Source organism: Bradyrhizobium sp. SZCCHNRI2009 (assembly GCF_032485115.1).
Lineage (GTDB): Bacteria > Pseudomonadota > Alphaproteobacteria > Rhizobiales > Xanthobacteraceae > Bradyrhizobium.
This window is the reverse complement of record NZ_JAUEUH010000006.1, coordinates 52,610-74,748: the sequence shown is the minus strand read 5'-3', so window position 1 is coordinate 74,748 and position 22,139 is coordinate 52,610. Positions and strand designations below refer to the sequence as shown.

20 protein-coding genes are annotated in these 22,139 nt (G+C 66.5%); 11 read left to right on the top strand and 9 right to left on the bottom strand.

Going from position 1 to position 22,139, the window contains the following annotated elements; genetic code table 11:
* The first annotated feature begins 9 nt into the window (after nucleotides 1-9).
* From lgt to QX041_RS21535, 6 genes are all read left to right on the top strand, one after another.
* Entirely contained in the window at nucleotides 10-867 is an 858-nt protein-coding gene (lgt, locus tag QX041_RS21560) for a prolipoprotein diacylglyceryl transferase (protein WP_315714078.1), read from the top strand.
* The gene (locus QX041_RS21555; RefSeq protein WP_315714077.1) at nucleotides 864-1,991 is read left to right on the top strand and encodes a class I SAM-dependent methyltransferase; all 1,128 of its coding nucleotides are present in this window, start codon (nucleotides 864-866) and stop codon (nucleotides 1,989-1,991) included. Before lgt ends, QX041_RS21555 begins: the two co-directional genes overlap by 4 nt.
* A 20-nt stretch (nucleotides 1,992-2,011) precedes the next feature.
* Nucleotides 2,012-2,758: a peptidoglycan editing factor PgeF gene (gene pgeF, locus QX041_RS21550; protein WP_409977924.1), complete on the top strand. Its 747-nt coding sequence runs from the start codon at nucleotides 2,012-2,014 to the stop codon at nucleotides 2,756-2,758.
* Nucleotides 2,759-2,956: 198 nt separating this feature from the next.
* Complete coding sequence (locus tag QX041_RS21545) at nucleotides 2,957-3,520, top strand: hypothetical protein (RefSeq protein WP_315826177.1); 564 nt, start codon at nucleotides 2,957-2,959, stop codon at nucleotides 3,518-3,520.
* A 165-nt stretch (nucleotides 3,521-3,685) separates the two neighbouring features.
* Nucleotides 3,686-4,639: a ribose-phosphate pyrophosphokinase gene (locus QX041_RS21540; protein WP_315714378.1), complete on the top strand. Its 954-nt coding sequence runs from the start codon at nucleotides 3,686-3,688 to the stop codon at nucleotides 4,637-4,639.
* A 502-nt stretch (nucleotides 4,640-5,141) separates the two neighbouring features.
* The gene (locus tag QX041_RS21535) at nucleotides 5,142-5,375 is read left to right on the top strand and encodes a hypothetical protein (RefSeq protein WP_315714074.1); all 234 of its coding nucleotides are present in this window, start codon (nucleotides 5,142-5,144) and stop codon (nucleotides 5,373-5,375) included.
* A 327-nt stretch (nucleotides 5,376-5,702) separates the two neighbouring features.
* Here QX041_RS21535 and QX041_RS21530 read toward each other — a convergent pair whose 3' ends face one another.
* Nucleotides 5,703-6,233: an REP-associated tyrosine transposase gene (locus tag QX041_RS21530; RefSeq protein ID WP_315714073.1), complete on the bottom strand. Its 531-nt coding sequence runs from the start codon at nucleotides 6,231-6,233 to the stop codon at nucleotides 5,703-5,705.
* 231 nt (nucleotides 6,234-6,464) lie between these two features.
* On the opposite strand from QX041_RS21530, the gene QX041_RS21525 reads away from it, so the two are divergent.
* The 5 genes from QX041_RS21525 (at nucleotide 6,465) to QX041_RS21505 (ending at nucleotide 12,263) form a co-directional block, all read left to right on the top strand.
* On the top strand, nucleotides 6,465-7,697 hold the full coding sequence (locus QX041_RS21525; protein WP_316166503.1) for a benzoate/H(+) symporter BenE family transporter: 1,233 nt from the start codon (nucleotides 6,465-6,467) through the stop codon (nucleotides 7,695-7,697).
* A gap of 124 nt (nucleotides 7,698-7,821) precedes the next feature.
* Nucleotides 7,822-9,141, top strand: a complete 1,320-nt coding sequence (locus QX041_RS21520; protein WP_316166502.1) for a sugar ABC transporter substrate-binding protein — start codon at nucleotides 7,822-7,824, stop codon at nucleotides 9,139-9,141.
* Nucleotides 9,138-10,073 carry a sugar ABC transporter permease gene (locus tag QX041_RS21515; RefSeq protein WP_315714070.1) on the top strand — a complete coding sequence of 312 codons (936 nt, stop codon included), beginning with the start codon at nucleotides 9,138-9,140 and terminating at the stop codon, nucleotides 10,071-10,073. The genes QX041_RS21520 and QX041_RS21515 overlap by 4 nt, the downstream gene beginning before the upstream one ends.
* A complete protein-coding gene (locus QX041_RS21510; protein ID WP_315714069.1) occupies nucleotides 10,070-10,894 on the top strand; it encodes a carbohydrate ABC transporter permease in 825 nt (274 codons plus the stop codon). The genes QX041_RS21515 and QX041_RS21510 overlap by 4 nt, the downstream gene beginning before the upstream one ends.
* A gap of 274 nt (nucleotides 10,895-11,168) precedes the next feature.
* Nucleotides 11,169-12,263 (top strand): HWE histidine kinase domain-containing protein, encoded by a 1,095-nt coding sequence (locus QX041_RS21505; RefSeq protein ID WP_316166500.1) that lies wholly within the window; start codon nucleotides 11,169-11,171, stop codon nucleotides 12,261-12,263.
* A gap of 6 nt (nucleotides 12,264-12,269) precedes the next feature.
* Here the strand turns inward: QX041_RS21505 and QX041_RS21500 are convergent, their stop codons facing one another.
* The 8 genes from QX041_RS21500 to QX041_RS21465 form a co-directional block, all read right to left on the bottom strand.
* Nucleotides 12,270-13,085: an XdhC/CoxI family protein gene (locus QX041_RS21500; protein WP_316166499.1), complete on the bottom strand. Its 816-nt coding sequence runs from the start codon at nucleotides 13,083-13,085 to the stop codon at nucleotides 12,270-12,272.
* A 144-nt stretch (nucleotides 13,086-13,229) separates the two neighbouring features.
* Nucleotides 13,230-14,435 carry a VWA domain-containing protein gene (locus QX041_RS21495; RefSeq protein WP_315826173.1) on the bottom strand — a complete coding sequence of 402 codons (1,206 nt, stop codon included), beginning with the start codon at nucleotides 14,433-14,435 and terminating at the stop codon, nucleotides 13,230-13,232.
* Entirely contained in the window at nucleotides 14,432-15,301 is an 870-nt protein-coding gene (locus QX041_RS21490; RefSeq protein WP_316166498.1) for a MoxR family ATPase, read from the bottom strand. The genes QX041_RS21495 and QX041_RS21490 overlap by 4 nt, the downstream gene beginning before the upstream one ends.
* 347 nt (nucleotides 15,302-15,648) lie before the next feature.
* Nucleotides 15,649-18,069 (bottom strand): aerobic carbon-monoxide dehydrogenase large subunit, encoded by a 2,421-nt coding sequence (locus tag QX041_RS21485; RefSeq protein ID WP_316166497.1) that lies wholly within the window; start codon nucleotides 18,067-18,069, stop codon nucleotides 15,649-15,651.
* Entirely contained in the window at nucleotides 18,066-18,566 is a 501-nt protein-coding gene (locus QX041_RS21480) for a (2Fe-2S)-binding protein (RefSeq protein WP_315714063.1), read from the bottom strand. Before QX041_RS21480 ends, QX041_RS21485 begins: the two co-directional genes overlap by 4 nt.
* 202 nt (nucleotides 18,567-18,768) lie before the next feature.
* A complete protein-coding gene (locus QX041_RS21475; protein WP_316166496.1) occupies nucleotides 18,769-19,632 on the bottom strand; it encodes a xanthine dehydrogenase family protein subunit M in 864 nt (287 codons plus the stop codon).
* 328 nt (nucleotides 19,633-19,960) lie between these two features.
* On the bottom strand, nucleotides 19,961-21,169 hold the full coding sequence (locus QX041_RS21470; protein ID WP_315714061.1) for an MHYT domain-containing protein: 1,209 nt from the start codon (nucleotides 21,167-21,169) through the stop codon (nucleotides 19,961-19,963).
* Nucleotides 21,170-21,468: 299 nt separating this feature from the next.
* A complete protein-coding gene (locus QX041_RS21465) occupies nucleotides 21,469-22,074 on the bottom strand; it encodes a 6,7-dimethyl-8-ribityllumazine synthase (RefSeq protein WP_316166495.1) in 606 nt (201 codons plus the stop codon).
* Nucleotides 22,075-22,139: the final 65 nt, after the last annotated feature.

The window sequence follows — 22,139 nt, the reverse complement described above, 5'->3', positions numbered from 1 at the left end:
AGCCAGTGAATGACGCCTCTCCTCATCGATTTCCCCGTGTTCGATCCGGTTGCGATCGCGATCGGCCCGTTCGCGATCCGCTGGTACGCGCTGGCCTATATCTGCGGCATCGTGATCGGCTGGCTCTACGCTCGCTCGCTGCTCAAGAAGGAGCGGCTGTGGGGCGGCCCGGCGCCGGTGTCGCTGGTCCAGCTCGACGACTTCATCCTGTGGGTCACGATCGGCATCATCCTCGGCGGCCGCACCGGCTACGTGCTGTTCTACAACCTGCCGTTCTTCATCGATCATCCGCTCGAGATCTTCGAGCTGTGGAACGGCGGCATGTCGTTCCATGGCGGCTTCATGGGCTGCGTGCTCGCCGTGATCTGGTTCGCCCGCCGCAACGGCCTGCCGATCCTCTCGCTCGGCGACGTCACCACTGCGGTCGCGCCCATCGGCCTGCTGCTCGGCCGCATCGCCAATTTCATCAATGGTGAGCTGTGGGGCCGTGCCGCCGATGCAAGCGTGCCCTGGGCGATGATCTTCCCGCGCGATCCGACCCATCTCCCGCGCCATCCGAGCCAGCTCTACGAGGCCGGCCTCGAAGGCATCGTGCTGTTCATCGTGCTGGCGATCATGATCCGGTTCGGCGCGCTGAAACGGGCCGGCCTGATCCTCGGCAGCTTCATCACCCTCTATGGCGCGGCGCGCATCACCAGCGAGCTGTTCCGCGAGCCCGACAAGCAATTGGGCTTTCTCTGGGGTGGCCTGACCATGGGCATGGTGCTGTCGGTGCCGATGCTGATCATCGGCGCCATCCTGGTGGCGCGGGCGCTGCGCAAGCACGGGACACATCAAGCCACTCCCCCGCTGCAGGCCAATCCGTGATCGAAACCTCTCCGCTCCACACCGAGATCAAGCGGCTGATCAAGGCGTCCGGCCCGATGCCGGTCTGGCGCTACATGGAGCTGTGCCTGATGCATCCGGAGCACGGCTACTACATCTCGCGCGATCCGCTCGGACGCGAGGGCGACTTCACCACCGCCCCCGAAGTGAGCCAGATGTTCGGCGAGTTGCTCGGGCTGTGGGCGGCCTCGATCTGGAAGGCGACGGGATCGCCGCAGCAATTCCGGCTGATCGAGCTGGGCCCCGGCCGCGGCACCATGATGTCGGATGCGCTGCGGGCGCTGCGCGTGCTGCCGCCGCTGTACCAGACGATCTCGGTCCACCTGGTCGAGGTCAATCCTGTCCTGCGCGAAAAGCAGAAGGCGACGCTGACCGGCCTGCGCAACGTCAACTGGCACGAGAGCTTCGACGAGGTGCCGGAGGGCCCCAGCGTCATCTTCGCCAACGAGTATTTCGACGTGCTGCCGATCCACCAGATGATCAGGCGCGAGACCGGCTGGCACGAGCGCGTCGTCGAGCTCGACGAGGAGGAGAACTTCGTCTACGGCGCGGCCGCCGATCCGACGCCCGGCTTCGAGCTGCTGCTGCCGCCGCTGGTGCGCGCCGCGCCGGCCGGCGCGATCTTCGAATGGCGGCCGAACATGGAGATGATGGCCATCGCCAGGCGCATCCGCGACCAGCGCGGCGCCGCCGTAATCATCGATTACGGCCATGTGCGCAGCGACGTCGGCGACACCTTCCAGGCCATCGCCCGTCATAGCTTCGCTGATCCCCTCAAGACACCGGGGCTTGCCGACATCACCGCCCATGTCGATTTCGACGCGCTGGCGCGGGCCGCGGAAGCCGTCGGCGCGCGCGTTCACGGCCCGGTCACGCAGGGCGAGTTCCTGCAGCGGCTCGGCATCGAAACCCGCGCGCTGACCCTGATGCAGAAGGCGTCGCCGGAAGTCTCGCAGGACATCGCGAGCGGGCTGAAGCGCCTGACCGGCGGCGGCCGCGGCGGAATGGGGTCGCTGTTCAAGGTGCTCGGCATCTCCGATCCGGCCATTCCGGTGCTGGCGGGCATCAGCGACGAACACACCAACGAGAACACGGGAGGCGCGTGATGCTGGTATCATCGGATGTGATGTCCGCGATCCCTGGCCTGCGCCACGCCTTCTTCACCCGCGAGGGCGGCGTCTCCGACGGCATCTATGCCGGCCTCAATGGCGGGCTCGGATCGAATGACGTGCCGGAGAACGTCCGGGAAAACCGCCGCCGCATGGCCGCCCATCTCGGCGTCGCGCCCGACCAGTTCCTCAGCCTGCACCAGATCCATTCGCCCGACGTCGTGGTCGCGACCGGGCCCTGGGACAGCCCGGTCAGGCCGAAGGCCGACGCGCTGGTGACCGCAACGCCGAATCTCGCGATCGGCGTCACCACGGCCGATTGCGGGCCGATCCTGTTCGCCGACCCCGAGAGGCGCGTCATCGGCGCCGCCCATGCCGGCTGGAAAGGCGCGCTCACCGGCGTGCTCGAAGCCACGCTGCAGGCGATGGAGGAGCTTGGCGCCGAGCGCGGGCAGGTCGTCGCCGCCGTCGGCCCCCTGATCCGCCAGCCGAGCTATGAAGTCGGCGCCGAGTTCGTCACGCGCTTCCTCGACGACGACGCCGAGCACGCGCGCTTCTTCCTGCCCTCGACGCGCGACGGCCACGCAATGTTCGACCTCGCCGGCTTCATCCGGATGCGGCTGGAAAACGCCGGCGTGCTGCTGATCGACGACCTCGGCCTCGACACCTATGCCGATGAGCGCTTCTTCAGTTACCGCCGCTCTGTGCATCGCAGGGAGCCGGACTATGGCCGGCACGTCCATGCCATCATGCTCGAAGGCTGAAGCGGGGCGCCATTGTGGCCGCATGTGGATTGCTTAACCCTTTCTGTACAACTGAGTGCACTCTGTCCTAATCTGTGGCAGCCGCGACCTAGACGTTAATCGATTTTAACGATATCGCTCCCGACGATGAGGGGAGCGCCGACACCACTTCGACGGATCAGCCGCGCTGCGCAGCACGCCTGCGTTGCCGTTTTGCTGATGACGTCCGCTGCAACGCTCGGCGGCTGCGCGACCAGCAGCGGTGGTGCGTCCAACGCCTATGCGATGGCGCCTGCATCGGATAGCGCCACGATCGCCTTCGAGCAGATCGACGGCCCGCCGCCGCAGATCTTCGACCGCATGGTCAGCGTGCTCGACAGCGAGTCCAAGCTGCGTAGCCTCGCCATCGTGTCGCGCGAGGCTCCGGCGGCCTATCGTGTCCGCACCTATCTCTCCGCCCAGGTCGTCAGCGGCAAGAGCGTGATCGCCTGGGTGTTCGACGTCTACGATCGCAATCAGCAGCGCGCGCTGCGGCTGTCGGGCGAAGAGCCGGTCGGACGCGGCGGCCGCGATCCGTGGAACAATGTCGACGACATGGTCCTTCGGAAAATCGCGCAGGCCGGCTTCAGCGGACTTTCGAACATGCTGAACGGCACCGCGCCCGCCGACGGCGCGCCACCGGCGGCACCGGCCACCCGCGGCCCCGCGGTCGCCGTGGCCGAGCCCGCGTCGCCGGCGTCCGGCGGCACCAGCGTCGCGGCCCTCGGCTACACCGACCATTAGGCAAAGAGGCGCATTTTGCGCCGTTTTTGGCCGGGAAAAACACCCGCGGCGGGTTGCCATGCGCGCGGTGTCCTTGATATCACCTCGCCCGTGCAAAACTGCCGGTTCCATGGATAGCCCGATATGCTGAACAAGGTCTCCAGCGAGACGCGAGGAGAATTCACGATGTCGGCCAAGAACGGCTCCATCAAACTCGTCGCCGGCAACTCCAATCCGGCTCTCGCCGCCGGCATCGCCGCTGAACTCGGGCTGCCGCTGACGAAAGCGGTGGTCCGGCGCTTCGCCGACATGGAGATCTTCGTCGAGATCCAGGAGAACGTCCGCGGCTCCGACGTCTTCATCATTCAATCGACGTCCTATCCGGCGAACGACCTGCTGATGGAGCTCCTGATCATCACCGATGCGCTGCGCCGCGCCTCCGCGCGCCGCATCACCGCCGTGGTGCCCTATTTCGGCTATGCGCGGCAGGATCGCAAATCGAACTCGCGCACGCCGATCTCGGCCAAGCTCGTCGCGAACCTGATCACCCATGCGGGCGTCGACCGCGTCATGACGCTGGATCTGCACGCCGGCCAGATCCAGGGCTTCTTCGACATCCCGACCGATAACCTTTTTGCCTCGCCGCTGATGGTGCGCGACATCAAGGATCGCTTCGATCTCTCCAACCTCATGGTCGTCTCGCCGGACGTCGGCGGCGTGGCGCGCGCCCGAGGCCTGGCCAAGCGCATCAACACGCCGCTCGCCATCGTCGACAAGCGCCGCGAGCGTCCCGGCGAGTCCGAGGTCATGAACGTGATCGGCGACGTCTCCGGCCACACCTGCATCCTGATCGACGACATCGTCGATTCCGGCGGCACCCTGGTGAACGCGGCGGATGCGCTGCTCAAATACGGCGCCAAGGACGTCTACGCCTACATCACGCATGGCGTGCTCTCCGGCGGTGCCGCGTCCCGCATCACCTCGTCGCGGCTGAAGGAGCTCGTCATCACCGACTCCATCATGCCGACCGAAGCGGTCCGCAACGCCCCCAACATCCGCACGCTGGCGATCGCCCCGCTGATCGCCGAGGCGATCGGGCGGACGGCGGCGGAAGAATCGGTGTCGAGCCTGTTCGACTGACCTCGGTTGTCTGCGAACGTCGCCTCATCCTTCTCGCGCTAGAACTCGATTTGGCCCACCCTCCCCTGGAGGGGGAGGGTCGATCGCACGCGAAGCGGGCGAGCGGGGTGGGGTGATCTCTCCGCAGGCTCTGGTGCAAGTGGAGAGATCACCCCACCTCGCCTCACGTCTCGCTTCGCTCGTCGTGAGGCGACCCTCCCCCTCCAGGGGAGGGTGGGCAGCTTGCCCCATACGCCGTCATTGCGAGAAGCGCAGCGACGAAGCAATCCAGGGTGCCTCAACGGAGAGATCCTGGATTGCTTCCGCCTACGCTCTCCGAGTTCCGGCGGACAAGTCGCTGCGCTCGCAACGACGCCCGCGGTGTCTTTCATGGCAACATTGTCTGCCGACATCTGGCGATGCAGCTCCGCGATCTCGCGACGCATTTTGCGTCCGAGCTTTGCTCATCGTGCCGCCCTCACGAGATGAAGGGCGCAGGGAAGGCCGGGCGCTGGCCGCGCCCGTGGCCCGCCTGCTGAAAAAAATGCAGGCGGCAGGTACCACAGGTCTGGCCGAACACACCCGGCCCTCCCTGCGCGACGGTTTTGACGGCTGCTTCGCGTTCTCCCCGGTGCGCCGGCTTGTTGGCCACCGTGCGCGCAACGCGCTTGCGCGCGTTACGCGGGACACCAGCTTCGGGGTGCCAGGACCGCGCGACTTGACCGTGCGGGCCGCATCGTTCGTCGACGCGAACTGAATCACGCTGCGACCCGACCCGCCCATCGCATTCCGTTGCCGACGTCCATGACGACCGCGGTACGTCCCCTCCGACGCAACGGAACGAGCGGGACCATAATGCTGATTTTGCGAAATCGTCAAGCGATTTATTTTTATCCGAAGGGGTGGACAGGATTTGCAGCAATGAGGTGATTTGGTCGACGGGCAGAAGATTGCCCCTTTAGCGCGGATACATACGGCGGATTACGGCTGCGCCTAATCCGCCCTACGGGTCGAGCGTAGGGCGGATTAGCGAAGCGTAATCCGCCACCACACAGCACGGGATTTCGAGACAAACTTGACTCCGTCAACGCTCTCCGAACGTTCCGCTGACCTCGACATCACCCGCCCAGTCCGCAGGAAACATTCCTGCGCGCACATCGCGATGAAACGAAGAATGCGGCCAGTCCGCGACGCGGCTGACGAAGCTATGCTTCACCGGATTGATGTAACAATACTCCACGTGACGGGCATAATCTTCTTCGTCGCGGATAAGATGCTCCCAGAATCGGCGCTGCCAGATGCCGCGCTCCTGCCGCACCACACGAGTGGGGCTGAGATTTTCTGTCCTTGGAAGCGCCCGCGCGAAGCGGTTCTTGATCAGCCGCCAGCGCATCGAGAAGTCGGCGTCATCGGGCGGCAAGGTCCAGACGGCATGAAGATGATCGGGCATCACCACGAAGGCATCGATCTCGAAAGGAAAACGCCGCTTCGTGGCGGCGACCGCGGAGCGCAGGACGTCGATGTGATCGATCAGCAAGCTCTGACGCCGATCGAGCAGATTCAGCGTGAAAAACCAACAACCGCCTGGAACGAATGCGCGTCGATAGTTGGGCATGGATCGAGCTTCGAGTCGAAACCAACGTAAGCCTACTCGCAGCGGATGCATGAATTCAAGATTTGCGGCGGATTACGGCTTCGCCTAATCCGCCCTACGCTCGAACCTGTAGGGCGGATTAGCGAAGCGTAATCCGCCGATCAGCCCCGTGCCTTGCACAGGCCGTCCTGTTCGGCCAACATCCCCTGGAGATGCGAGGAAACAAGAACCCCAGCCCCGAGCCCCGCCCTCATGTTCAGCGCCATCGAACGCCCCGCGGGCCCGCCGCCCAGCGCCGCCCGGATCGCCGACGACTTCGGTCCGCTCTACGCCTCGCACGGCTTCATCGGCTGGCTGTTCGCGATCACCGGACCGGTCGCCATCATCCTGTCGGTCGGCGCCAATGGCGGGCTGTCGCAGGCGGAGATCGCGTCGTGGATCTTCGGCGTGTTCTTCATCAACGGCCTGATCACGCTTGCGCTGTCGTGGCGCTATCGCGAGCCACTGGTGCTGTTCTGGACCATTCCGGGCACCGTCCTGGTCGGCCAGTCGCTGACGCATCTGAGCTTCCCGCAAGTGGTCGGCGCGTTCTACGGCACGGCGCTGTTGATGCTGGTGCTCGGGCTCACCGGCTGGGTCAAGCGCGCGATGCAACTGGTGCCGATGCCGATCGTGATGGGCATGGTCGCCGGCGTATTCCTGCGCTTCGGCCTCGATCTCGTCCGCGCCGTGTTCGCCGACTTTGCCATCGCCGGGCCGATGGTCGTGCTCTGGCTGCTGCTGACCGCGCTGCCGGCGCTCGGCCGGCGCTGCCCGCCGATCATCGGCGCGCTCGTCATCGGCACGCTCGCGGCTCTCCTGTTCGGCAAGTATGATCAGAATGCGTCGGTGCAGATCGCGCTGATCCATCCGGTGATCCCCACGCCATCCTGGTCGCTCGCGGCCATGATCGAGCTGATCGTGCCGCTCGCGGTCACCGTGCTGGTGGTGCAGAACGGCCAGGGCTTTGCGGTGCTGACCGCCGCCGGGCACAAGCCGCCGGTCAATGTGGTGACCGTCGCCTGCGGCATCGGCTCGGCGCTCGCGGCTGTCGTGGGCGGCGTGTCGACCTGCCTGACCGGACCGACCAACGCGATCGTCGTCTCCGGCGGCGAGCGCAAGCGCCACTATACCGCGGCGATGGTCGTGGGCGTGCTGGCGCTCGGCTTCGGCCTGCTGGCGCCGACCTTCACCACGCTGCTGCTGATCGCGCCGAAATCATTGATCACCGCGCTGGCGGGCCTCGCCATGCTGCGCGTGCTGCAAACGGCGTTCGTGACCGCGTTCAGAACGAACTTCTCGCTCGGCGCCCTGATCGCCTTCCTCGTCACCGTTGCCGACGTGCCCCTGCTCAACATCGGCGCCGCGTTCTGGGGGCTCGTCGCCGGCTTTGCACTGTCGTGGCTGCTGGAGCGGACGGATTTCACAGCCGCATCGGGCGCATAACGGATTGCCGCATCGCACCACGCGCTGTCGTCGCATCCCCAGTCGAACGGGCACCATGCTGTTGCAGCGCCGCTGGATCGCGCTACACTTCACGACCAAACAAGAAGTCTTCTGGGAGGATATGATGACCGCGATCACGCGCCGCAACATGCTTGCGGGTACGGCAGCAGCAGGCGCGCTTGCGCTCACCGGCCAGCCCGCCTGGTCGGAGCCGCAGTGGAAGAAATATGCCGGTACCAAGCTCGAGGTGATCTTGGCCAAGGGGCCGCGCGGCGACAATCTGCAGAAGAACATCAAGGAATTCACCGCGCTGACCGGCATCGAGGTGGAATCCGAGCAGATCCCGGAGCAGCAGCAGCGACAGAAGGTCGTGATCGAACTGTCGTCGGGCAAGCCGAGCTTCGACGTCGTCCATCTCAGCTATCACGTGCAGAAGCGGCAGTTCGAGAAGGCCGGCTGGCTCGCCGACATCACCGACTTCATGAAGGACCCGAACCTCACCGCGCCGGACCTCGTGCAGAGCGATTTCTCCGCCGCCGGCCTCAGTTACGCCAGCAACGACAAGGGCCGCATGTTCTCGCTGCCATGGTCGGTCGACTACTTCATCCTCTACTATAACAAGGAGCTGTTCGCGAAGAAGGGCGTCGAAGTGCCGAAGACGCTCGACGAAATGGTCACGGCGGCGCAGAAGCTGACCGATGCCAAGGACGGCATCTTCGGCTTCGTCGGCCGCGGCCTGCGCAACGCCAACATGACCCTCTGGACGAACTTCTTTCTCAACTATGGCGGCGAGTTCCTGGATGCCAAGGGCAACATCCTGACCGACGGCCCGGAGGCCGTCGAGGCGACCAAGCTGTATCAGAAGCTGCTGACGACCTGCGCGCCTCCGGGCGTGGCCGGCTTCAACTGGATGGAGTCGATGGCCTCGTTCACGCAAGGCCGCTCGGCGATGTGGATCGACGGCGTCGGCTGGGCGCCGCCGCTGGAGGATCCCAACGCCTCGCGCGTGGTCGGCAAGGTCGGCTACACCGTGGTGCCCGCGGGACCGAAGGGGCAGTACTCGGCGACCTATGGCGACGGCATCGGCATTGCGGCCGCGAGCAAGAACAAGGAAGCGGCCTGGCTGCTGTGCCAATGGCTGGTGTCGAAGCCGCAGGGCGCCCGCCTGGTGCAGGCCGGCGGCGGTGTGCCGTTCCGCAACTCGGTGCTCAACGACCCCGGGGTCCAGAGCGGCGTGAAGATGCCGAAGGAGTGGCTGCAGTCGGCGATCGACTCCGGCAAGATCTCCAAGCTCGGTCTGCCCGTGATCATCCCGGTCGCCGAATTCCGCGATCTCGTCGGTGCGGCGCTGACCGCGACGCTGTCGGGCGCCGATCCCGCCACCGAGCTGAAGAAGGCGCACGAGCAGTTCCGCCCGATCCTGGAGCGCAGCGAGAAAGCGTGAGCACGATCGTCGAACAGGCCGGCGCGGCAGCGGAGGCGGCTGCGCCGGAACGTGCGTTGCGGCCGCCGTCGTACTGGCCGTTCGTCATCCCGGCGCTGGTCACCGTGCTGGCGGTGATCATCTTCCCCTGGCTGTTCACGATCTGGATGAGCTTCCAGGAGTGGAAGGTCGGTTCGCCAACGACATTCGTCGGGCTGTCGAACTATCTCAGGCTGCCGGCCGATCCCCGCTTCGTCGAGTCGGTCGGGCACACGCTGTCCTATACGGCTCTATCAGTGCTGCTGCCGCTGGTGCTCGGCACCTTCGCGGCGGTGATCTTCCATGCCCGCTTCCCCGGCCGGGGACTGCTGCGGGCGCTGTTCATCATGCCGATGATGGCGACGCCGGTGGCGATCGCCCTGGTGTGGACGATGATGTTCCATCCGCAGCTCGGCATCCTCAACTACCTGCTGTCGCTGGTCGGCCTGCCGCCGCAGCTCTGGGTATTCCATCCGGGTACGGTGATCCCCTCGCTGGTGCTGGTCGAGACCTGGCAGTGGACGCCGCTGGTGATGCTGATCGTGCTCGGCGGCATCGCCTCGCTGCCGACGGAGCCGTATGAGAGCGCACAGATCGACGGCGCCAGCACCTGGCAGATGTTCCGCTACATCACCCTGCCCTTGATCATGCCGTTCCTGTTCATCGCCGCGATGATCCGCGCCATCGACGCGATCAAGAGCTTCGACATCATCTTCGCGATCACCCAAGGCGGGCCCGGCTCGGCGTCGGAGACCATCAACCTCTATCTCTACAGCGTCGCCTTCGTCTATTATGACCTCGGCTATGCGTCGGCGATCGCGGTGGTGTTCTTCGCGCTGATCATCGCGCTGACTGCGCTCTTGCTGGTGCTGCGCCGCCGCGCACAGTGGAATGCACTGGGGAGCGACACATGAGCGCGCAGACCATCCTCGGCCGGCTCGGGCTCGCGCTCGGCGTCTTCCTCATCGTCTCGCCGGCGATCCTGTTCTTCCTCTGGATGATCTCGCTGTCGGTGAAGTACGAGGTCGACAACGCCGCGTATCCGCCGGTGTTCTGGCCGGAGCATTTCGCCTGGAAGAACTATGCCGACGTGCTGTCGTCCAACCGCTTCTTCACCTATTTCAAGAACAGCCTGGTGGTGACCGGCGGCGCGACGGCGCTCGCGATGCTGGTCGGCGTGCCCGCCGGCTACGGCATCGCCCGCATGGCCGCGCACAAGTCCGCGATCGTGATCCTGATCGCGCGCATCACGCCGGGCCTGTCCTATCTGATTCCGCTGTTCCTCTTGTTTCAGTGGCTCGGCCTGCTCGGCACGCTATGGCCGCAGATCATCATCCATCTCGTCGTCACCGTGCCGATCGTGATCTGGATCATGATCGGCTATTTCGAGACCACGCCGATCGAGCTCGAGGAAGCCGCGCGTATCGATGGCGCGACGCGCTGGCAGGTTTTCCGTCACGTGGCATTGCCGGTGGCGAAGCCGGGCTTGGCGGTCGCCTTCATCCTCGCGGTGATCTTCTCCTGGAATAATTTCGTGTTCGGCATCGTGCTGGCCGGGCGCGAGACCCGCACCTTGCCGGTCGCGGTCTACAACATGATCTCGTTCGATCAGCTCTCGTGGGGGCCGCTCGCGGCGGCCGCGCTGATCGTGACCCTGCCGGTGCTGCTGCTGACCGTGTTCGCGCAGCGGCAGATCGTGGCCGGCCTGACGGCGGGTGCGGTCAAGGGGGGCTGACGGGTATAATGCATACCAAAGAGTACCTGCGGCGGAATGCCAAGCTTGCCTTGGTCAGGCCATAGTCTGCCACTTGGTTACCTGCGTGGAACCGGGATTCGCCCCGCCCCTGAGGCGCGGCGATGGCCGCGTTGATGGCTTCATCTCGTCTCTGCGCCGGCTTCGTTCCAGCCGAATACCACTGCGCCGCACGATCGACCGGCTCCGGATTTGCGCTCCGTCCGGTCCGTCTTGCAACCTGTCACTGGCTGAACGCCCGACCGACGAAAGCTGCATGACGTCCGATCGCGACGCCTCCGCGCCAGACCGATTGACTGCCCTGTTGCAGACCGAGCTGCTCGACTCGCCGCCGGAGCCGGGCTTCGATCGCGTCACCCGCTTGACCTCGCGGCTGCTGCAGGCCCCGGCGGCGATCATCGCGCTGGTCGATCGCGACCGGCAGTTCTTCAAGAGCTCGGTCGGCCTGTGCGAGCCGTGGGCGTCGCTGCGCGAGACGCCGCTCAGCCACTCCTTCTGCCAGCACGTCGTGACCTCGGCACAGCCGCTGGTGATCAACGACGCCAACGAGCATCCGCTGGTGAAGGACAATCTCGCGGTGCCGGTTCTCGGCGTGATCGCCTATCTCGGCGTCCCCCTGCGGCTGCCGAGCGGCGAGGTGATCGGCGCGCTCTGCGCCATCGATCACGAGCCGCGGCCGTGGAGCGACGACGACATCGCCCAGCTCACCGAGCTCAGCGAGATCGTGATGGACGAGATCGCGCTGCGCACCGAGAATGCACGGCGGCGCACGATCGAGCAGCACCATCGCGTGCTCGTCCATGAGCTCAATCACCGTGTCAAGAACACGCTGGCGCTGGTCGACAGCGTGATCGCGCTCAGCATCCGCGCCGATTCGGCGCTGGCCGCGTTCGGCGAGGTGCTGCGCGGCCGCATTGCCGCGCTGACCCGCAGCCACGCGCTGGCGCTGGATCGCGGCCGCGAGGCGATCGCGCTCGATGAGCTGGTCTGCGCCGAACTGGCGCCGCTGCAAGGCGACCGTGTCACGGTCGACGGTCCTGGCGTGCCGCTTCCGCCGGGCGTCGCGCTGTATCTGTCGATGGGGCTGCACGAGCTCGTCACCAACGCGGTGAAATACGGCGCGCTGTCGAACGATGCAGGAGGGGTGACGCTGAGCTGGACCCATGCCGACGGACGGCTCAAGCTGTCCTGGGAGGAGAACGGCGGGCCGCAGGTCTCACCACCTGCGAGCAACGGCTTCGGCTCGCTGCTGTTCGAGCGCATTCTCGGCGCGGCGCTGAAGGGCGAGGTCACGCGCGACTTCGCGCCGGATGGGCTCAGGGTTTCGTTCGACCTGCCGCTCGCGCCATGACGGAATTCAGCCGCGCTGGCCGCGCCGGCGCGTCAGCGTGATCTCGGCCAGAATCGACATCGCGATCTCCTCCGGCGTGATGGCGCCGAGATCGAGGCCGGCCGGTGCCTTGACCTTGTCGAGCAGCGCGGCGTCGATGCCGGCCCTGATCAGCTTGTCGCGCAGGCTGTCCATCTTGCGGCGACTGCCGACGAAGGCATGGTAGGCCGCATCGCAGGCGAGCGCGGCGCGCAAGGCCGCCTCGTCGCCCTTGCCTTGCGTCGACACCACGACGAAGCGGCTGCTCCCGGCCGGTTGATCCAGCGCGAAGCCATCGATCAGCACATCGGCCTCCGGTGTCGTGACGAGATCGGACGCCGGCGCCGCCAGCGTCACGTGATAGCCGAGCGGCCGCGCCTGCGCCGCGAGCGCGATCGCGACCGGGCTCGCGCCGAGGATGACCAGCGCGGGATGCGGCAGCACCGGCTCGACGAAGATGTCCATGGTGCCCTTGCTCGGGCACATGTTGGCGGCGAAGCGCACGCCCTCCCTGGTTTCGCCCGGCTTGACGCCGAGCTCGGCGAGCAGGTTCTCAGGCTGCACCGAGACCATGCGCGGGATGCCGTCGGCGAGCGCCTCGCGCGCCGCCTTCAGCACCGCGCCGCGGGCGCAGCCGCCGCCGATCCAGCCCGCGACGATGCTGCCGTCGGGGCGGATGATCGCCTTGGCGCCGGCCTTCGCGGCGGTCACCGACACCGTGCGGACGACGGTCGCGAGCACGAAGCTCTCGTCGTTGGCCGTGAGCTGAGCGGCGAGATCGAGCAGTTCGGAAGAGGCGGTCATGATTGCCTCCTCTGCGGACTGTCGGAAGCACACTGCTTCGACAGAGAAGGTATGTTCCCTCCCCCCTTGTGGGGGAGGGAGCCGACCGCCGATGCCGAGACAGTCTGCGTCAACAACACTTCAGAGCGGCTCACCCTCGTCATCTCACAACCTCGCCAGATACGGCTCGAGCGCCGCGAGCGAGCTCAACGTATGCGCGGGCGCGTAGAGATCGACGAAGGGCAGCGCGGCCTTGATGCCGCGCGCTTCCGGCGCATAGCCGTCCCAGCCGAGCATCGGATTGAGCCAGACGATGCGGCGGCAGCGGCGCGACAGCTGCGCCATCTCGCGGCCGAGCAAGGCTGGGTCACCGGTGTCGTAGCCGTCGGAGACGATCATCACGCAGGTCCGCGAATGAATGACGCGCGGCGCGTGCCAGCGATTGAAGGTCTGCAGGCTCTCGCCGATCCGCGTCCCGCCGCCGGCGCCCTGCGCCATCATCGAGAGACGGTCGAGCGCCCGCGCGGCATCCTTCTCCTTCATCGCATCCGAGACATAGGCAAGCCGGGTGTGAAACAGGAACGCTTCGGCCTCATGAAAGGCGTCGAGCACACCGTGGATGAAGCGCAGGAACACCGCGGTGTAGGGGCTCATCGAGCCGGAGGCGTCGAGCAGCACCACCAGCCGCAGCGGCTTGTGCTTGCGTCGCCGGTGCACCAGCGCAATCGGCACGCCGCCATGGCTGATGTTGCGGTGGATGGTGCGGCGCAGGTCGAGCCGCTCGCCCTTGCGCCGCAACTGATCGCGGCGCGTCAGCCGTGTCCGCATCGCCCGGGCGAGCCGCGCCGCGGCCTCGTGCGCCAGCGCGACCTGGTCGGGATCTGCGAGCTTGCGGAAGTCGGTATCGCTGATGGACTCCACGCGCGATGCCCCTTCGCGCAGGCCCTCGCCGCCCGCGTCGCGTGGGGTTTCGTCAGAGGGAATCTGATCGGTCGCGCCGTGAGGCTCCGGCTGACCGGCATTCGCATCCCGCAGACTCTTCAGCGACGGGCTGTTCGCTCTCGCCGTCGCGCCGGCGACCAGCGAGCGCGAGCGCACGCGCTTGCCGAGCCAGAACGCGTCGAACAGGCCGTCGAAGCGATCCCACTCGCTCTTGCGCGCCGAAAGCAGGTGCTTGAAGGCGGAGCGCAACAGGCCGGGCTTATCGGCATAGCCCGCACTCATCACGGCCGCCGCGTCCTGCCCCTCCGACAGGCCGACCGCAAAGCCGTTGTCGCGCAGCGTCTTGAGAAATGCACCGAGGCGTCCCGCGACCAGCCGCGCGACCGCGTTCATGTCCTCGTGGTCGGGCGTGGTGCCACAGCAGCTCATGCGACCTTCCCCAGCAGCCGCGCCGTGACCTCGCGCGTGATCCGCGCGCGGTCCTCATGGGTCTTGAGCAGGCACATCAAGGTGTCATGCACCATCTCCGGCTGGTCCTTGAGATCGCGCACGTCGAGCCCGACCAGTGCCGCCGCCCAGTCCAGCGTCTCGGCGACGCCGGGCACCTTGCGCAGTTCCTCCTTGCGCAAGGAGTCGATGAGGCGCGCGATCTGCAGGGCCAGTTGCGCCGAGGCGCCGTCGATCCGCGCCAGGATGATGCGCGCCTCGCGATCGACGTCGGGATAGTCGACGTAGTGATAGAGGCAGCGCCGGCGCAGCGCGTCGGACAGCTCGCGGGTGCCGTTGGAGGTCAGCACCACGTGCGGGATGCTGATTGCTTTGATGGTGCCGAGCTCGGGAATCGAGACCTGGAAGTCCGACAGGAGCTCCAGCAGGAACGCCTCGAATTCGTCGTCGGCGCGGTCGATCTCATCGATCAGCAGCACCGGCGGCGTGGCGCGGCGGATCGCCGCAAGCAGCGGCCGCTCCAGCAGATATTTCTCGGAGAAGATCTGGTCCTCGATGGTGTCCGGCTGGCCGCGATGCGCCTCGATCGCGAGCAGCTGGCGCTGGTAGTTCCACTCGTACAGCGCCGAGCTCTGGTCGAGACCCTCATAGCATTGCAGACGGATCAGCTCGGTGCCGTGCACGCAGGCGAGCGCCTTGGCGACCTCGGTCTTGCCGACCCCGGCCTCGCCTTCCAGCAGCAGCGGCCGCCTGAGGAGCTGCATCAGAGCGATCGCGGTCGCCAGTTCGCCGTCGGCGATATAGCCGCAAGCGGAGAGCGATTGTGCGATGTCGTCGCGGGCTTTCATCAGCGTTTGATTCTCGATCTCACCGCGAAGCCAGTACGCTCCCTCCCCCCCTTGTGGGGGAGGGCTAGGGTGGGGGGTAGCATCAGGCGACACCGCCGCCGGAGACCCCCACCCCCAATCCCTCCCCGCAAGGGGGAGGGGAGCGCACTGCCGATGCCGTTATAGCTCCACTCTCTCCGCGTCATTGCGAACGAAGCGACGTGTCCGCCGAAGCCCGCAGGGCGTAGGCGGAAGCAATCCAGGGTGATGGGCGGGACTCTGGATTGCTTCCGCCGTCGCCCTTCGGGCTATGGCGGACAAGTCGTCGCTTCGCTCCTCGCAACGACGAAGGTGCACTTGGATATAGCCTACGCCACCACGCCCAGGTTCTTCGCCGCCTGCCAGTTGCGCCAGAAGTCGTGGGGCATCTGGATGTGCGTCGCGCCCAGGAACGAGAACGCGTCATTGACCGCATTGGAGAACGCCGGCACGCCGCCGACATTGGGGCTTTCGCCGACGCCCTTGGCGCCGATCGGATGGTGCGGCGAAGGCGTCACCGTGAAGTCGGTCTCCCAATGCGGCGTCTCCACCGCGGTCGGCATGAAGAAGTCCATGAACGAGCCGGTGACGACATTGCCCTCGGCGTCGTAGCGGATCTCCTGGCCCATCGCGATGGCGAAGGCTTCGGTGAGGCCGCCATGGATCTGGCCCTCGATGATCATCGGGTTGATGCGGGTGCCGCAATCATCCAGCGCATAGAAGCGTCGGACCTTGTACACGCCCGTATCCACATCGATGTCCATCACGCAGAGATAGGCGCCGAACGGATAGGTCATGTTGGGCGGATCGTAGTAGCTCACCGCCTCCAGCCCCGGCTCCATGCCGGGCGGCACCGAGTTGTAGGCCGCCCAGCAGATGTCCTTCATCGACATCACCTTCTCGGGCAGGCCCTTGACCCGGAAGCCGTCGATGTCCCATTCGAGATCGTCCTCATGGACCTCGAGCTTGTAGGCCGCGATCATCTGCGCCTTGGCCTTGATCTTGCGCGCCGCCATCGCGATGGCCGCACCTGCCACCGGCGTCGAGCGCGAGCCGTAGGTGCCCAAGCCGTAAGGCGCGGTGTCGGTGTTGCCTTCCTCGACCATGATGTTGTCGGCGGGAATGCCGATCTCGCTGGCGATGATCTGGGCCCAGGTGGTCTCGTGCCCCTGGCCCTGGCTCTTGGTGCCCATCCGCGCGATGCCGGCGCCGGTCGGGTGCAGCCGGATCTCGCAGGAATCGAACATCGCGATCCCCAGGATGTCGCAGTTCTTCGACGGACCGGCGCCGACGATCTCGGTGAAGAAGGAGACGCCGATGCCCATGATCTCGCGGGTCTCGCCGCGCTTGAACGCCGCGCGCTTCTCGGCCTGCTCCTTGCGGAGACCGGCGTAGTCCACGCTCTCCATCATCTTGCGCATGGCGGTGTGGTAGTCGCCGGAATCGTACTCCCAGCCCAGCGCCGAGTGATAGGGAAACTGCTCCGGCTTGACGAAATTCTTCAGGCGCAGCTCCGCCGGGTCCATGCCGAGCTTCTGCGCCAGAATGTCCATGCCGCGCTCGATGCAATAGGCCGCCTCGGTGACGCGGAACGAGCAGCGATACGCGACGCCGCCCGGCGCCTTGTTGGTGTAGACGCCGTCGACGGAGAGATGCGCGACCGGGAAGTCATAGGAGCCGGTGACGATGTTGAAGAAGCCGGCCGGCCATTTCGACGGGTCGGCGCAGGCGTCGAAGCCGCCATGATCGGCGAGCACGTGGACGCGCAGGCCGGTGACCTTGCCGTCCTTGGTCGCCGCGATCTCGGTGGTCATGTGATAGTCGCGCGCGAACGCCGTCGCGGTCAGGTTCTCGATGCGGTCCTCGACCCATTTCACCGGCTTGCCGGTGACGATCGAGGCCACCGCGGCGCAGATATAGCCGGGATAGGCGCCGACCTTGTTGCCGAAGCCGCCGCCGATGTCCGGCGCGATGACGTGGATCTTCTGCTCGGGGATCTTGGCGATCAGCGACACCACGGTGCGGATCACATGCGGCGCCTGGAAGGTGCCCCAGATCGTCAGCTCGCCCTTGATCTTGTCGAACGAGCAGACGCACTGGCAGGTCTCGAGCGGCGACGGATGGGTGCGGTGATACGAGATCATCTCCTTGATGGTGACGTCGGCCTTCTTGAACGCGGCGTCGGTGAGTTCCTTGTCACCGACACTCCATTCGAAGATGTGGTTGTGATGCTTGCGCGGGCCGTGTGCGCCTGTGGTCTTGCCGGCGAGATCCTCGCGCAGAACGGGGGCGTCCGGGTCCATCGCCTTGAACGGATCGACCAGCACCGGCAGCGGCTCGTATTCGACCACCACCTTGGAGACGCCGTCATCGGCGGCATAGCGGTCGGTCGCGACGACGAAGGCAACCTCCTGGTTCTGGAACAGCACCTTGCCGTCGGCGAGCACCATCTGCACGTCGCCGGCCAAGGTCGGCATCCAGGCGAGGTTGACGGTCTTCAGCGTCTCGGCGGTGATGACCGCGAGCACGCCGGGCACTTTCAGCGCCTCCTCGGTGTGGATCGCCTTCACCCGCGCATGCGCATGCGGCGAGCGCACGAAGTCGCCGTGCAGCGTGCCCGGCAGCTTGACGTCGTCGACGTAGTTGCCCTTGCCCTGGGTAAAGCGAATGTCCTCGACGCGCTTGCGCCGGCAGCCCATGCCTTCGAGCGCGGCTTCGCGTTGTTCCCGCGTGGGAGTCAGGTCGTTCATTCCGCGGCCTCCTGGAATTCCACGCCGTTGATCTTGGCGGCGGCGTATTGGATCGCCTTGACGATGTTCTGGTAGCCGGTGCAGCGGCAGATGTTGCCGGAGATGCCGGCGCGGATTTCCGCCTCCGTCGGCGACGGATTCTCCTGCAGCAGCCGATGCGCGCGGATGATCATGCCGGGCGTGCAGAAGCCGCATTGCAGGCCGTGCATCATGCGGAAGCCTTCCTGCAGCGGCGACAGCGTGCCGTCGGCGTTGGCCATGCCCTCGATCGTGGTGATCTCGCAGCCGTTGGCCTGCACGGCGAGCATGGTGCAGCTCTTCACGCTCATGCCGTCGATGTCGATGGTGCAGGCCCCGCAATGGCTGGTCTCGCAGCCGATATGGGTGCCGGTGAGCTGCGCCTGCTCGCGCAGGAAATGAACCAGCAAGGTGCGCGGCTCGGCGAGGCCTTCGACCTCGCTGCCGTTCACCTTCATCGTGATATGGGTTTTGGGCATTGGTTGCTCCCTCGTGGGATTGTGGGATTGGCCTCACTAAGGCCACAGCATCGGTGCGCTCCCCTCCCCCTTGCGGGGAGGGGTCGGGGGTGGGGGTGCCACGAACACAGACCTTTCGTGGGGTTACCCCCCTCCCCGACCCTCCCCCACAAGGGGGGAGGGAGAAGACCGCCCTCGCGGCGGCTTCAATGCGAAAAGCGGATTACGTCGCCCGGCTCGCCGCGCGCTGCAGCGCGCGCATGACCATGATGCCGCCGACATGGATGCGGTACTCGGCCGGGCCGCGCGCATCGGACGCCGGCTGCATGATCGCGCGCGCCGCCGTCGCGGCGGCCTTCAGCGCGGCATCGTCCAGCGCCGTGCCGATCACGGCGTTCGCCGCGTCGGTCGCGAGCAGCGGCGTCTCGTGCAGATTGGTGAGCGCGATCACACAGCTCGCCACCTTGCCGCCGGCCATGGTCAGCACGACGGCCGCCGCGGCGGTCGCGTAGTCGCCGACCTTGCGCTTCAGCTTCTCATAGGCGTAGCCGTGTCCCGCAGGCGGAACGGGAATGCTCATCCCGGTGAGGATCTCGCCCGGCTCCAGCGCGGTGAAATAGGCGCCCTGGTAGAACTCCCGCGCCGCGACCTCACGGGCGCCGTTCGGCCCCTCCAGACGGTAGCTTGCATCGAGCGCCAGCATCAGCGCCGGCATGTCGTTGCCGGGATCGCCATTGGCGACGTTGCCGCCGAGCGTGCCGCGGTAGCGCACCTGCGGATCGGCGATCAAAAGCGCCGTTTCGTGCAGGATCGGCAGGCTGGCTCCGATCTCGGTCGAGGCCAGCAGCTCGGCCTGCGTGGTCATCGCGCCGATGACGATGCGGTCGCCATCGCGGCGGATGCCCTTGAGCCCGGCGATGCCGTGCAGATCGATCAGATGCGCCGGGGTCGCCAGTCGCAGCTTCATCATCGGCAGCAGGCTGTGGCCGCCGGCGAGCGGTCGCGCGTCATCGCCGAGGTCGGCGAGCAGCTTGATCGCATCGCTGACGCTCGCCGGCCGGTGATAGTCGAACGGGCCAGGAATCATGACATTTCCTCTCCTGTGCTGGCCTGCCTTATCGGCAAGGCCGTCGCGTTGTTGCGGCGGGCGTTCGTGCTGCGAGAGCGAAGTGCGAACGCGGACGCATCGCGGATTGGCGCGGAGCGTCGATCGGGATCGATGGTCGCGCAACGAAGCCGGCACGGAGAGCGGCGAAATCGCACGAATTGCGGCTGATCGCGCACGAATTGCGTCAGCGAGGGCGACCCAATCGCGCGAGTGACGGCGTGAGCGGCCGCGCAAGACGCGCGCGCGGTGTTGCATGCGTTGGGGAGAATGGCGGCGCTCTGTTGCAGCAGCGAAACGAGCGCTGAACTCAGGCCGGCCGCCGCAGCCCGAGCCGCGCCTTGACCTCGGCGACCTTGGCGCGGCTCACCGGCACGCGCGGCTTCGAGGGGCCATCGAGCTCGATGATCGCGCCCTCGCCTTCCCGACCGACGTAGATCACGTGCTCGATCGCGACGATGTGGCTGCGGTGCACGCGGATGAAGCGGCCGGGATCGAGCTGCGCCTCAGCCTCGGAGATCGACCATGGGCACATCCGCTCGCGGGTGCCGTCGTGGATCCGCGTGTAGTGCGCATCGGCGCGCACGCTGCGCACGTCCCCGGCATCGATGAAATGGGTGCCGTTGGCGCCCTCCAGCGGCAATCGCGCCGCGGTCGCGCGCGGCGGCTGGCCGATGCCCCCCAGCGGCGCCGCCGTCGCCCGGCTCATGGCGGCGACCTCGACCACCGGCTCGGCCGCCGTCGCGGCCGGCTCCGGCGCCAATTGCGGCGCAGCCTCGGCAACGGCCGGCATCGGCTGCGATTGACGGCGCGGGTCCGGCACCAGCGACAGCAAAAATCCGGCGGCGATGACGAAGCACAGCACGGCGACGACGATCGCGAGCGCTTGCGGCGACGCAGCAAGTCCCGGTGCGGCGTGGTGGTGTCCCTCGCCCATCGGCACGACATGCATTCCCAGCATCGCCGTGTAATGCATGCCGGACACGGCGATGCCGAACGCAACCGCGCTGATGGCGAGCCGTAGCCCGTCCTGCCGCGCCAGGAAGATGCGCAGGCCGCCATAGGCGGCGCCGATCGCAATCGCCACCGACAGCGCCACCAGCGCCGGATCATGCGTCAACCCGAATGAGCCGGACAGGCCGTGCATGCCGACATAATGCATGCTGGCGATGCCGGCGCCGAGCAGCAGCGCGGAAGGGACGACGCGCCGGGGGGAGGGATCGCCGATGCTGACGAAGAACAGCGAGATGCCGATCACGAGCGCGCAGATCAGGAACGAGATGATGGTCGGCAGCACCAGATAGACGGCATCAGGCGGCAGTGGCGCCGCCATCATGCCCACGAAATGCATGGTCCAGATGCCCACGGCCAGAATCCCGGCGGCGCCGGACAGCAGCACGCGCGCATTCTCTCCCGGCCCGCTGCGGATGCGCGCGGTGAGACTGAAACCGGTATAGCCACCCAGGCTCGCGATCACGACCGAGAGCGCGACGAGATAAGGATCGTATCCTTCGATCATCCTTGTCGGCCGCCCGTCGCCACGGGCCAGCCTCCTCCCAAGGGAGATTTTACAGGGGTGGCGAGGAAATTGACAACACAAGGCGGGGAGCGTGAGGGGGCTTGGTGTCGCTGGGGGACAAGCGAGGGCGGCAAGCTTGATTGGCGTGGCGCCAGACGTTGGATTCGATCTGGAGCGGCGAACGCGGTGAGTTCCCCTCCCCCTTGCGGGGAGGGGAGCAGGCCGCCGTCGCGGTGAGACCTCGGCTCCCGACACTGAAGCATGTGTGGCCGGCCGTGACCGGCCACACACCGTCCGCCTCAGATAATCCCCGCCGCGACCTGGCTGCGCAGCCGCTCCAGGCTCAGCAGCGTCTCGGCGCAGGCAGTCGCCACCTCGATGCCCTTGGTCGCAAAATGCTTGCGGAAGAACTCGAAATGCGCCTGCGTCTCGTGGAATTGCTGCGGCGTCAGCACCGCGGAGAACACCGGCACCTCGGTGCGCAATTGCACGTCCATCAGCGCCTTGATGACGGTGTCGGCGACGAATTCGTGGCGGTAGATGCCGCCGTCGACGACGAGGCCGGCCGCGACGATCGCGGTATAGCGCCGCGTCTTGGCCAGGAGCTGCGCATGCAGCGGGATCTCGAACGAGCCCGGCACCTCGAAGATGTCGACACGATCGCGCGGGATGTGGTGCGCCTCGATCTCGTCGAGGAAGGCGAGACGGCATTCGGCGACGACGTCGCGATGCCAGGCCGATTGCACGAAGGCGACGCGCTGCGGCTTGCTGAAGCGCGGATGCGACGGCGCCGGTGGCGACTCGTCGGGCGGTGACGCGACCGGCGTATCCGCCGGCGGCGACGTTCCTGCGGTGATGGTGTCGGTGGGCGTATCAGTAGGCGCGTCTTGCAACATCTGATTCATGGTTGTCCTCGTCAGAGACCAGAATCAGGGCACACGGAACGACGACGCCCCCACGCTGGATTGCG